Origin of the sequence: Kaistella treverensis (assembly GCF_900114045.1) — a bacterium.
Lineage (GTDB): Bacteria > Bacteroidota > Bacteroidia > Flavobacteriales > Weeksellaceae > Kaistella > Kaistella treverensis.
Genome location: NZ_FORQ01000001.1, coordinates 717204 through 729142 on the forward strand (window position 1 = coordinate 717204; position 11939 = coordinate 729142).

The following is an 11939-nucleotide window of genomic DNA, read 5'->3' on the forward strand; positions in this document are numbered from 1 at the left end:
TTTTAAGCTGCTGTTAAAAGGTCGCACCGCCGCTTGTGCCGCAAAGTTTAGGCGTGCTTAATATTAAGCAAAAGCAAAAAAAAGCCGCTTTTAAGCGGCAATATTTTCAGCTTCATAGTTCAACGGATAGAACAAGAGTTTCCTAAACTTTAGATCCGGGTTCGATTCCCGGTGAAGCTATTTTTAAAAAAACCGGTAAAAAGCAGGAAATTTTTCCAGTTTTTACCGGTTATTTCAAGGTTTTTTTATTTTTTATCTACGACAATCCTGTCTTTTCTGTTTGCCAATTCCCACGCGGTTGCAAAAACCAGCTGCGCCCGTTTCTGCAAAGCTTGGTAATCAATTTTGTCCGGTGTGTCACTTGGTTTGTGATAATCTTCGTGAATACCGTCAAAATAAAACGCTACTGGAACCCCGTTTTTCGCGAAATTATAATGGTCGGAGCGGTAGTACAAACGGTTTTTATCATTTGGATCGTCGTATTTGTAATTCAGTTCCAGTTTTACCGTTTCGTTATTGGCTTTTTCATTTATTTTTTTGAGTTCTGTACTTAGCATCTCAGAGCCGATGACATACACGTAATCTTTACCACAATTTTCTGCATCGCATCTGCCAATCATATCAATGTTAAGGTCGGCCACGGTATTTGCTAAAGGAAAAACCGGGTTTTCAGCATAAAATTTCGAGCCTAAAAGTCCGTGTTCCTCTCCTGTAACGTGAAGAAACAAGATTGAACGTTCCGGACCATTACCGGCTTTTTTTGCGATTTGAAAAGCTTCCGCCAGTTCCAGAAGCGCCACCGTTCCGCTGCCGTCGTCATCAGCGCCGTTATAGATTTCGCCGTTCTTCATTCCGACATGATCGTAATGCGCAGAAATCACGATAACTTCCGAAGGTTTTTCGGTGCCTTCAATAAAAGCCAAAATATTGTCAGACGGCGGCAAAGCGACACGTCGTCCTTTCAACGCTTCCGAGGAAAGCGGCTGATAGAAAGACGTCATGGATTTCGGGTGCGAAATATCCATTTTTTGATATTCGCCGATGAGATAGCGGCCGGCTTTTTTCTGGCCTTCACTTCCCGTGTCGCGGCCTTCCATTTCGTCGCCGGCAACTACGTAAAGGTGAGTTTTCAGTTCATCGGCGGTGATGGAGTTGAAGGATTTCTTAAACGCCGAACCGGAATAAGACATATTCACCGCGCAGCTTTGGAAAAGCGCCAAGGCGAGCGGCAGAATAAAATAGCTGGATTTTTTCATGTTTATTTTTTTGAAGTCTAAATATATGTTTTAATTTTCAGATTTCGATTTGCAATTTACGGGTTCACTGCGGCGCTTTGCTAAAACTAAAAAATTGGTGATTTTAGCGGGAAATTTTTGCCTGAACCAAATTTGTTAACCACAAAAGAAAACAAAGCAGAGGTCTTTTTTGAGAAATAAAGTTCAACAAAGGTGTTTGGTTAAAAATGAGAATTTTGGCTGTTTTAGCGGGAATTTTTAGCGGCGCGAGGTTGCAGCCCGACTTGAACGGAGCTCTTTTTGCGTAGCGCAGCGGAGCAAAAAAGCGGGAGTGGAAGGCGGATAAAGCTGCCCAAATAATAAGTAAAAACTATTTCTGGCGATACCGGAAATAAGCCGCTAAAAGGGCAAGATTTACCAAAACGGCAAATGCGTTGGACAAAATTATCGGGAGCTCGTCTTTCAGAAATCCGTACCAAACCCAGAGCGAGAGGCCGATTATGAGCACGGCGATCATCATTAAAGAAATATCTTCTACATTTTTTTCTTTCAGTACTTTGAGAAGTTGGGGCAGCATTGCCACGGAAGTAATGCCGCCGGCGACGAGACCTAAAATATTTTCATTCATGTTTTTGATGTAAAAAACGAATTTAGGGAAATTCGAGGAAAGGGAAAATTGAAAAATAGGCCTCTAAGACGGCAAATTTTCTGAAGACAGCCACCGGAGACTTACATCACATGATAAAAAAAGGAGGCGGGCGCTCCATTTCCCGACTTTGGTAACAATATGTAAAATTGCCTTCAGTTTAAAAAAATCAAAATCATAAAACAAGTTTAAACAGGAGAAAGGAAAAAGAGCTTTTCAGATCCATATAGCTTATTTCGCTGATGCGACATTGGCCGGTTTCAAAACATCTTTACGTTCAAGTTGAAAAAACAGGTCCAGAGCGTTCCTGAAAGCCTGGTCCATATTAAAATACTTATAGTTGGCGAGGCGACCGACAAAGAAAACATCGGTGAGTTTATCTGCTTCTGCCTTATACTGTTCGTAAATTTCCTGGTTTTTATCGTTAGGCACCGGATAATAAGGTTCACCTTCATCAACTGTAAATTCCTTGACGATACAGGTTTTCTCTGACTGTTGATTACCAAAATGTTTATATTCTACAATTCTGGTATATTCCACTTCAGGTCCGGGATAATTGACCACTGAGTTTTCCTGGAAGTACTCCTGATCCAGTTGTTCTGTTACGAAATTAATAGATCGGTATTCTAATTTCTGAGTTAAATCAGATTTAAACCGGAAAAACCGGTCAATCGGACCTGTATAAAAAAGTTTGTCATAGTCGCCCAACTGGTCTTCCACCTCAAAATAATCTGTATTTAGTAACACCATTATGTTAGGATTATTCAGCATTCTTTCAAAAAGCTGGGTATAGCCGCCTTTTGGAAGAGCCTGATACTTGTCTGAAAAATAACGGTCATCGAAATTATCACGAACTGGAATACTATCCAGTACTGATGCGTGCAGCTCCTCGGGGTATTTATCCCATTGCTTTTTGGTGTAGTGCCTGAACATTTTTTCGTATAATACGCAGCCGACCTTATTCAGTACTGCCTCCTCGCCGTTTGAGGGTTCGTCAACAGGTATGCGGTGGGATTCTAGCCAGGTTCGCATTTCTTCTTCCTCTCGCATATGAAGGTTAAACAGTGTATTCACTGTAGTGATATTTACTAGAATAGGAACTGTTTTACCCTCCACTCTTGCAATTACGCGGTGCTGCCATGAATACCATTCTGAAAATTGGTTCACATAATCCCACACGTCTTCATCATTGGTATGGAACAAATGGGCTCCATATTTTGAGGTTAAAATGCCGTTCTGATCTACAAAGTCGTAACAATTTCCGGCGATATGATCTCTCTTCTCAATGATTAAAACTCTTTTGCCCAGAGCAGCATACCGCTCTGCCAGCACAGCTCCGGAGATACCGGCACCAATAATTACAATATCAAAATTTTTCATGCTAAAACTTTATTAATAATGTGAGACATTTTTTCTACCGTATTATCCCAGGAAGTTTTTTCCAGAATCTCACGATAAGCGTTTTCGAAGCCCGAAACCGGATTGTCGATTGCGTTGCAAAAGTACGCTTCATCGGATACCAGATTTATACAGGAACTGAAATCGCGAACTACATCTTTTATTTTTGTCGAAATGATTGGTTTATTTGCAGCCATATACTCCAAGGTTTTGGTAGGACTGATATACCTTGTGGCTTCATTTAAGGCGAAAGGCATCATCGCAAAATCAAAAAAATGCAAGTACCGGGGCAACTCATCGTATGTTTTCATTCCCAAATAATATATATTGTCTGCCTGCGGCAGATCACTGGTTTCAATTTTACAAAGCGGGCCAATCATTACAAAGGCAAATTCCGGCTTTCTGGCCGCGGTTTTCCGAATAAGGTCCAGATCGATACGTTCGTCGATGACGCCGTAGTAACCTATTATAGGCTCTCCAATCCGTTGAAGGTCAAATGGTTTATTGAATTTCTCTGCGGTTGCATTTGAAAAATGGCCTACATCTACAGAACTTGGAAAACAAAACACATTATGATGATTTGTCGCTTTAACGTCGTACAGCGATTTCCCGCCTGCGTACACGATGTCAGCAGCAGCCAGAAGTGTCTTTTCCTGATTTATTAGATGAGGTGAGGCTCCTTTGAACAGACTAAGTTCATCCATGCAGTCGTACACCACAATATCAAAGTCCACCGACTCCAGAACAGATACAAAAGCAGGTGAATAAAACCATCCCACCGGATGGTTAGTCGTACGCAGATGCTTTTTAAGATATGAACCCAAATCGCCCAGATCTTTTACAAGCGGCTTGCAGATGTGTATGTTTTCATGGATTTTAAAAATGGTGATATAGGATTTATCTTTGCTGTACACCTCCACGGGTTCTTCTACAACAAGAATTTTAAATGTTTCAGCTAGGCGGCTGATAATATGCTGCGGCCTCTGATATACAAAATCCCACCGCAAATGGCAAAAAACTATAATATCATAATCCGGTAAAATTCGCGGGTTGTACAAATAATTATTCATGCTGTTGATTTAGTAAGATCAGCGCGAGTTTATTCAAAAGATTCATGCTGGAGGGGATTCTGTGGGTGAAATATTTTTGTTTTCTAATGGCGCATACGTTGTAAACGCTGTAGCCATGGAAGAATGTTCTGTATTTAGGCTGCCAACAGCCCAATTTGTGCAGCTTTTAAAATCCAATTTCGAAATACAGCTTCGGTTTCTTCGATATCTTGCAGAAAACACTTATCAAAGCTACCTCGTTCTAAACAGTTTAACCACTAAAGATGCCACTCAACAGCTGCTGAATCTGCTGGAACATCTAAAGGGTCCCGAAAACACAAAAAGATACTCATACCGAATACCTTATACCAGAAAAGAAATAGCACATTTAACCGGACTGCGGATTGAAACTGTAATACGGACTTTTAAAAAGATGGAAGCGGACAACGTAATAAAAATCATGAAAGGACGCGTATATTACTGAGTTAAACAATATTAAATTGCACAGACCAAGCGCTATGCTTCTTGATGAAACCCACTGGTAACTAAAAAAATCTGTAAAGCCTTAAATTAAGGTTACCGTCCGCTCTTCAATACTTTAAACTTGTTCATCAGCGTTTCGCACGTAATGTTTTTCTGTTGTTTAAAAGATAGCTGAAGGTTTCAATATTTTGGTCGTAAACTTTCAAGGAATGTACTAAATAAATTTGCAAAAGAGCGGTGAGTACCTCGTTACATTTTGCAAGTACTCCCCTCGGTACTCCCTTTTGATTTGTATTAATTTGGTATTATTTGATACCTCCTTAAATACAAAAAAGCCTTTAAACACTAGTATTTAAAGGCTTTTGATGTATTCTAGTTTCTCAACCAGCGGAGGAATAGGGATTCGAACCCCAGGACCTGTTACAGTCAACAGTTTTCAAGACTGCCGCAATCGACCACTCTGCCATTCCTCCAGTGAAAGTGATTTCTCATTTTCAGTGGTGCAAATATAATTAGCTTTTCCCTTGTGACCAAATTTTTTATTGAAAAAAGTGGTAAACACCTCACCGTCAAAGGAAAAAATTAATTTTTAGCTACCTGAAAACCCAGGAAAACCGCCAATAATCCCAACGCCACACTCACAAAAATATAGATCAGCAGCATCGAATAATTTCCGCTTTGCCATAAAGAATAATTTTCAGCAGAAAAAGCAGAAAATGTGGTAAAACCACCACAAAAACCGGTGATTAAAAGAAATTTGAGGTAATTGTCAACTTTCAGAAAGTAAGAAGCTAGAACACCGATTAAAAAACACCCGACGATATTTACCACAAATGTTCCGAGCGGAAATGAGTTGAAATTCCCCAGCTTTTGGGTATAATTCGAAATTAGGAAGCGCAAAACGCTTCCTAATCCGCCACCTATGAATATGTAAAATAGGTTTTTCATTGCTTTTACCGGCTAAAATTTATTCCAAACCGGCTAAGTATTTCTCCGCATCCATCGCAGCCATACAGCCGCTTCCAGCCGCTGTAATCGCCTGACGGTAATGGCTGTCCTGAACGTCACCCGCTGCAAAAACTCCGGGAAGATTGGTTAAAGTTGTGCCCGGAATGGTATTGATGTAACCGTTTTCGTCGAGGTTGATTTGCCCCGCGAAAATTTCGGTGTTCGGTTTGTGACCGATCGCGATAAAAATTCCGTGAACATCAATCGTAGATTTTTCCTGAGTAAGATTATTGATCACCACTCCCCTTTCTACTAAGTTATTTTCACCTTGAATTCCGATGAGTTCGTGGTTGAATTTCACTTCGATATTTGGGGTGTTGCTCACACGGTGTATCATCGCTTTTGAAGCGCGGAAATGGTCTTTACGAACCAACAGCGTTACTTTATTGGTCAGTTTTGCGAGGTAAGTCGCTTCTTCAGCTGCGGTATCGCCGGCACCCACCACGATGACGTCTTTACCTTTATAGAAAAATCCGTCGCAGGTTGCACAGGCAGAAAGACCGCCGCCGGAATATTTTTTTTCGTCATCTAAACCCAAATATTTCGCAGTTGCGCCAGTAGAAATAATTACGGTTCGTGCCAGAATTTCTTTTTTACCTGCCCAAAGTTTGTGTACGCCGCCAACCTCCGTAGAAAATTCAGCTTTGGTAATCATCTCGTAGATAACTTTGGTGTCGAATCTTTCAGCCTGCTTTTGCAGGTCCATCATCATCTGCGGACCGGTAACGCCGTCGGCATAACCCGGGAAATTATCCACTTCAGTAGTTGTGGTAAGCTGGCCGCCTGGTTCGAGGCCGGTATATAATTGGGGTTTTAAATCTGCTCTGGCAGCGTAAATTGCCGCGGTAAAACCGGAAGGCCCGGAACCTACAATTACGCAATCTAAAATATTTTCTTCCATTAATAAAAGTTAAGGTTGAGGTAGAATTTTTAAAGTTTCAAAAATCGTGATTTATTTTCGGTTACCGAATTATTTACCGATGAATTTTTTCAATGATTAAAAAATTGCGGCTTTTGCTAAAACTGAAAAATTTGTCGTTTTATGCCGATATTTTTAAAAAAGACGGCTTTGCGACCCGAGCTGAGTGGAGCTCTTTTGCGGAGCGAAGCGGAGCAAAAAAGCGGGAACGGAGCGCGGATAAAGTCGCCCGAAAAATACTTTACTACAATTTCACCTTGTATTGATCCACGTGCAGAATTTTGTAAACCAGTTCTTTCAGCAGTTCATTTTCGGTCATGTTGATGGCGCCCAGACCTTTGCTTTTCAAGTCCATTTCGCGCAGAACCGAAATAATACGCGTGGCGCTTTTCAGGTTGTAAAACCGTGCAGCTTCGCCAAAATCCTTGATGAAATATGGATTTATTCCCATAGCAGCGGCCTGGTTTTGCGGTGCTTCACCTTTCATGGTGTGGAAAATAATAAGGTTGGAAAAGAAATTATACAAATTTCCCATCATCATCGGAAAGGGATTTTGTTTTGCCGATTTCCCCAGAAAATGCGCGATTCTATACGACTGCACCGCATCTTTTTTGCCTAAAGATTTGATGAGCTCGAAAATATTGAAATCTTTGCTGATACCAATGTGCGTTTCGATGGTTTTTTCGTCCAGAATCTCGCCGTTTTTCAAAATCATTTTCAGCTTCTGAAGTTCGTTTGAAATCCGCGAAAGATCGGTGCCTAAGTATTGCGAAAGCAAAGTCGGGATATTTGGTTTTGACTTTAGGTTTAAAGAGCGCAACTCCGTTTCAATCCAGTTCGGGATGTGGTAATCTTTAATTTTTTCGCTTAAAAACAGCATTTTTTTCTGATTCAGCACTTTGCTAAAAGCTTTGCGCGAATCCACTTTTTTGTATTTGTAACCAATCACCAAAAGTGTTGATTCTACGGGATTTTCGCTGTATAATTTTAAAGCTGTCGCTTCGGCTTCAGTGAGTTTTATTTCCTGTGCTTCCTTTAAAATAATTACCTGTTTGTCGCCCATCATCGGGAACTGGCGCGCCAGCGAAAGCACTTCGCTGAACGTGGTGTCTTTGCCGTAAACGACGGTCTGGTTAAAAGCTTTTTCGTCTTCCGAAAGCACCTCGTTTTCAAAAGCTTTCAGGGCAACATCTATGAAAAAAGGTTCTTCGCCATGGAAAAAATAAATCGGCAAAAGCTCTTTATTTTTGATATTTTTGAGGATTAAATCTAATTCTTTCATAAATGGACCTGCCGAAACTGAGTTTTGAAAACACCTTTGACTTTGAAATCAGGAGAGACAAAGATAAGTTTTTTATTTATGATTTGGCGCGCAAATCCTGGCTTCTGCTAACGCCGGAAGAATGGGTACGACAACATTGGCTGCATTATTTCCACATCATTAAAGGCCGGAATTTGTCATCACTAATTCTGGAAAAAAAGCTGGTTTTAAACGGAACCACGAAAAGAATTGATTTGCTCGTCACTGAAAAAACGGTTGCTAAAATTTTGGTGGAATGCAAAGCGCCGCACATCAAGTTAACCGAAAAAACATTTGAGCAGACCGCGCGCTACAATTCCATTATCGGGGCAGAAGAAATTATCTTAAGCAACGGCATTCAACATATTTTTGCGAAATTTGCCGATAATCACTACCAATTTTCACCTGCAACTTTTTAATTTTTAATGAAAAACGCTTCTTTTATTTCTATTTTGCCACTGCTTGTTTTTGTTGCTTGTTTCCTCGGTTTCGGCATTTACAACAATGATTTTTACGCCTTTCCCTCGCCTATTGCAGCGATGGTGGGCATTGCGGCGGCGTTTATCATTTTTAAAGGAAAAATTCATGATAAAACCGATATTTTCCTGAAAGGTTGTGGCGATGGGAAAATCCTCACCATGTGCATTATTTATCTTTTGGCTGGCGCTTTTGCTACGGTTTCAAAAGCTTCGGGAAGTGTTGATGCGATTGTAAATCTGGGCCTTACCTACCTTTCACCGCAATATTTTCCGGCCGGCGTTTTTCTGGTCGCGTGTTTTCTGTCTTTTGCCTCCGGAACTTCGGTGGGCTCAATCGTCACGCTGGCGCCAATTGTCATCGATCTGGCGGAAAAAAGCAATTCACCCTTAGGTTTAATCGGTGCTGCGCTGCTTACCGGTTCGATGTTTGGCGATAACCTTTCCATTATTTCCGATACGACGATTGCCGCGACACAAAGTTTGGGCTGTGAAATGAAGGATAAATTCCGCGAAAACTTTAAAATAGCAATTCCCGCGGCGGTGCTCAGTTTAATCATTTTGCTTGCTATCGGATTAAATACCGAAACTCAAGCGACGTCTTTTCAACCAAGTGGTGAAATTAATGTCTTACTGATTGTCCCGTATTTATTCGTAATTGTTCTGGCAGTGGTTGGCGTCAACGTTTTTGTTACTTTGTTCGCGGGGACAATTTTTGCCGGTATTATGGGCATTTTTTTAGGAAATTTCGATGTGATGGGTTTTTCAAAACTCGCTTACGAAGGTTTCACCAGCATGACCGAAATCTTCTTTCTTTCGCTGCTTACGGGCGGTCTGGCGGCTTTGGTGGAACATTACGGCGGCATTAATTTCCTTTTGAATAAAATCAGCAAGATTATTTCTTCGAAGAAAACCGCGCTGCTCGGCATCGGCGGTTTGGTGAGCGCCGCAAATCTTTGTGTCGCCAACAACACGATTTCGATTTTAATTTCCGGAAAAATTGCCAAAGAAATCACCGATAAATACGAACTTTCACCGAAAGCTTCAGCGTCGGTGCTGGACATTTTTTCCTGCTATATTCAGGGTTTAATTCCGTACGGCGCGCAAATCTTGATTTTAATTTCTTTAAGCAAATTCCAGATTCAGTATACCGACTTGGTTTTCAACTCCTATTACCTGCATATTCTGGTGATTTTCACCATTTTATATATTCTGTATTCGAAAAAAACCAGCTTTGGAAATAATTAACCATTAATAATTAATAATTAAAAATTATTCTTCGCGGTTCACCAGCTCCATTGAAAAAGCCGGCAGACAAATCGCGATATAATCGCACGGATTTTCAAACGGATTGCTGTAACGAACGCGCGCGCCCTTTTCAATTAAAATGCTTTGTCCGCTTTCCAATACCAGTGTTTCGCCATCGATTTCAAACTGCTTTTTACCTTTAATGATGTACGTAAATTCATCGAAGTCTGGCGTTTGAAAAGGTTCGCTCCAGTTTGGCGGCGCCACCATGTGCGCGATGGAAATTCCGGAATTTCCGGTGGAATTGCCCCAAACTTCTTCGATGAGTTTCCCGTCGGTGGTTGGAACGACGAACGGTGATTTCTGGATTTTATATTTTGCCATGATTTTAAATTGAATTTAAAATTACAAATATTTTAAAAAATTAGCTTTAAATTTAAACCACGAAACCGAAAACTTTCGGGATGTTTCTCATCAGATTTATCAATTTCGATGATTGTCAACTCACAAAAGGAAGTTTGTGTGTAATTTTATCCTCAACAAAATTTACCATTATGATACGATCACTCTTATTAGCAGGATTATTTATGATTTCAGGAAAAATGTACAGCCAGGATTTAAAAAAAGTTGCGTACAAAGACGGCGCGCAGAAATTAAACGGTTTGGTGACTTCGAACGCCGGTAAAAAACTTCCCGGCGTGCTGATTTTACCAGCCTGGAAAGGTATTGACGACGAAGCAAAAATGGCAGCAGCCGAGTTGGAAAAAGAAGGTTACATCGCCTTTATCGCAGATATTTATGGTGAAGGAAATATCCCAACGGACAACGCTTCTGCCGCAAAAACTGCGGGTTATTATAAGCAAAATTACGAAGCGTACCAAAAACGAATTATGCTTGCTCTGGAGGAATTGAAAAAGAGTGGCGCAAACCCGGAAAAAATTGCGGTGATTGGTTATTGCTTCGGTGGTAGCGGCGCGCTGGAAGCCGCCCGCGGAAATTTACCTGTTGTTGGCGCGATTTCCATTCACGGGGGAATCGGGAAAGATAAAACCAGAAAAAACGGTCCGATAACGGCGAAAATTTTGGTTGAACATCCCGCAGAAGACGAAAGTGTTTCTGCTGAAGATTACGCACAGCTGGTCCAGGAACTTCGCGATGGAAAAGCTGACTGGCAAATTATTACATACGCAAACTCCAAACACACTTTTACCAATCCGGCATCAGCAGATTACAATCCGGTGATGGCGAAAAGAGCCTGGGAGCACACTTTGATGTTTTTAAAAGAAATTTTAAAATAGTTTTAAATTAAAAAAATTCGGGCATAAAACGGCAAATTTTTTCAAAATTAATAATTGAAATTTTTCCGCCTTTTTAAGCAGATTTTCCAGAAAATTCAATTGAGTTAAAACCGAAAAAAACCTCGTTTTAAAGCCAAAAAAAATCCTTTTCAAAATTGAGAAGGATTTTTTTATTGCAAAATGATTTGATTAAAATTGCATTTCCGGGATTTCACCTTCGATGATTAAATCGGCTTCGGTGGCTTTTTTAATGTCTTCAACCGAAACGCCTGGCGCTCTTTCCAGAAGCTTAAAACCTTGTGGTGTAACTTCCAGAACCGCCAGTTCGGTAACAACTTTTTTCACACAACCCACACCGGTCAGCGGCAAGGTGCATTTTTTCAGGATTTTACTTTCACCGGCTCTGTTTACGTGCATCATCGCAACTATGATATTTTCGGCGGAAGCCACAAGATCCATCGCGCCGCCCATTCCCTTCACCATTTTTCCCGGAATCTTCCAGTTGGCAATATCGCCGTTTTCGGAAACTTCCATCGCACCGAGAATGGTTAAATCCACTTTCTGGCTTCTGATCATGCCGAAACTAAAAGCTGAATCGAAAAATGAAGCGCCCGGAAGCGTGGTAATTGTCTGTTTTCCGGCGTTTATCAAATCCGGATCTTCTTCGCCTTCGAAAGGAAAAGGTCCCATGCCAAGCACGCCATTTTCACTTTGAAATTCTACCGAAAGGTCGTGCGACACGAAGTTTGCAACCAAAGTCGGAATGCCGATGCCGAGGTTTACGTAATATCCTTCTTTCACTTCTTTGGAAATTCTGTGGGCGATCTGTTCTTTTGTGAGCATAGTTTTTAAGTTGAACTGCAATTTATTGCTTTTTCG

General features: G+C 40.9%; 13 protein-coding genes and 2 tRNA genes. 5 read left to right on the forward strand and 10 right to left on the reverse strand.

Annotated elements, in window-relative coordinates; genetic code table 11:
• Positions 1 to 108 precede the first annotated feature (108 nt).
• Positions 109 to 180 (forward strand) — tRNA-Arg (locus tag BMZ55_RS03425).
• A gap of 65 nt (positions 181 to 245) precedes the next feature.
• Here BMZ55_RS03425 and BMZ55_RS03430 read toward each other — a convergent pair.
• The 4 genes from BMZ55_RS03430 to BMZ55_RS03445 all read right to left on the reverse strand — a co-directional run bounded on the left by BMZ55_RS03430 (position 246) and on the right by BMZ55_RS03445 (position 4349).
• Positions 246 to 1256, reverse strand: coding sequence for a M28 family metallopeptidase (locus tag BMZ55_RS03430; RefSeq protein ID WP_089818656.1), 1011 nt, complete (start codon positions 1254 to 1256; stop codon positions 246 to 248).
• Positions 1257 to 1605: 349 nt separating this feature from the next.
• Entirely contained in the window at positions 1606 to 1863 is a 258-nt protein-coding gene (locus tag BMZ55_RS03435; RefSeq protein ID WP_039344141.1) for a SemiSWEET transporter, read from the reverse strand.
• A 249-nt stretch (positions 1864 to 2112) separates the two neighbouring features.
• Complete coding sequence (glf, locus tag BMZ55_RS03440; protein ID WP_089818657.1) at positions 2113 to 3261, reverse strand: UDP-galactopyranose mutase; 1149 nt, start codon at positions 3259 to 3261, stop codon at positions 2113 to 2115.
• Positions 3258 to 4349, reverse strand: coding sequence for a glycosyltransferase (locus BMZ55_RS03445; protein ID WP_089818659.1), 1092 nt, complete (start codon positions 4347 to 4349; stop codon positions 3258 to 3260). The genes glf and BMZ55_RS03445 overlap by 4 nt, the downstream gene beginning before the upstream one ends.
• A gap of 31 nt (positions 4350 to 4380) precedes the next feature.
• Between BMZ55_RS03445 and BMZ55_RS03450 the strand changes: the two genes are divergently transcribed.
• The gene (locus BMZ55_RS03450; protein ID WP_262493333.1) at positions 4381 to 4812 is read left to right on the forward strand and encodes a Crp/Fnr family transcriptional regulator; all 432 of its coding nucleotides are present in this window, start codon (positions 4381 to 4383) and stop codon (positions 4810 to 4812) included.
• 387 nt (positions 4813 to 5199) lie between these two features.
• Here the strand turns inward: BMZ55_RS03450 and BMZ55_RS03455 are convergent.
• The 4 genes from BMZ55_RS03455 to holA all read right to left on the reverse strand — a co-directional run bounded on the left by BMZ55_RS03455 (position 5200) and on the right by holA (position 8020).
• A tRNA-Ser gene (locus BMZ55_RS03455) sits at positions 5200 to 5284 on the reverse strand.
• A gap of 109 nt (positions 5285 to 5393) precedes the next feature.
• On the reverse strand, positions 5394 to 5759 hold the full coding sequence (gene crcB, locus BMZ55_RS03460; protein ID WP_039344139.1) for a fluoride efflux transporter CrcB: 366 nt from the start codon (positions 5757 to 5759) through the stop codon (positions 5394 to 5396).
• 19 nt (positions 5760 to 5778) lie between these two features.
• Positions 5779 to 6720 carry a thioredoxin-disulfide reductase gene (gene trxB, locus BMZ55_RS03465; RefSeq protein ID WP_089818664.1) on the reverse strand — a complete coding sequence of 314 codons (942 nt, stop codon included), beginning with the start codon at positions 6718 to 6720 and terminating at the stop codon, positions 5779 to 5781.
• A 262-nt stretch (positions 6721 to 6982) separates the two neighbouring features.
• Positions 6983 to 8020 (reverse strand): DNA polymerase III subunit delta, encoded by a 1038-nt coding sequence (gene holA / locus BMZ55_RS03475; RefSeq protein ID WP_089818667.1) that lies wholly within the window; start codon positions 8018 to 8020, stop codon positions 6983 to 6985.
• Positions 8021 to 8022: 2 nt separating this feature from the next.
• On the opposite strand from holA, the gene BMZ55_RS03480 reads away from it, so the two are divergent.
• Positions 8023 to 8457, forward strand: a complete 435-nt coding sequence (locus tag BMZ55_RS03480; RefSeq protein ID WP_089818669.1) for a type I restriction enzyme HsdR N-terminal domain-containing protein — start codon at positions 8023 to 8025, stop codon at positions 8455 to 8457.
• 6 nt (positions 8458 to 8463) lie between these two features.
• The gene (locus tag BMZ55_RS03485; protein WP_089818671.1) at positions 8464 to 9762 is read left to right on the forward strand and encodes a Na+/H+ antiporter NhaC family protein; all 1299 of its coding nucleotides are present in this window, start codon (positions 8464 to 8466) and stop codon (positions 9760 to 9762) included.
• Between the two features lie 24 nt (positions 9763 to 9786).
• On the opposite strand, the gene BMZ55_RS03490 is transcribed toward BMZ55_RS03485, so the two are convergent.
• Entirely contained in the window at positions 9787 to 10146 is a 360-nt protein-coding gene (locus BMZ55_RS03490) for a cupin domain-containing protein (protein WP_089818673.1), read from the reverse strand.
• Between the two features lie 170 nt (positions 10147 to 10316).
• On the opposite strand from BMZ55_RS03490, the gene BMZ55_RS03495 reads away from it, so the two are divergent.
• Positions 10317 to 11060 (forward strand): dienelactone hydrolase family protein, encoded by a 744-nt coding sequence (locus BMZ55_RS03495; protein ID WP_089818675.1) that lies wholly within the window; start codon positions 10317 to 10319, stop codon positions 11058 to 11060.
• 189 nt (positions 11061 to 11249) lie between these two features.
• On the opposite strand, the gene BMZ55_RS03500 is transcribed toward BMZ55_RS03495, so the two are convergent.
• Positions 11250 to 11903 (reverse strand): CoA transferase subunit B, encoded by a 654-nt coding sequence (locus tag BMZ55_RS03500; protein WP_089818677.1) that lies wholly within the window; start codon positions 11901 to 11903, stop codon positions 11250 to 11252.
• Positions 11904 to 11939 lie beyond the last annotated feature (36 nt).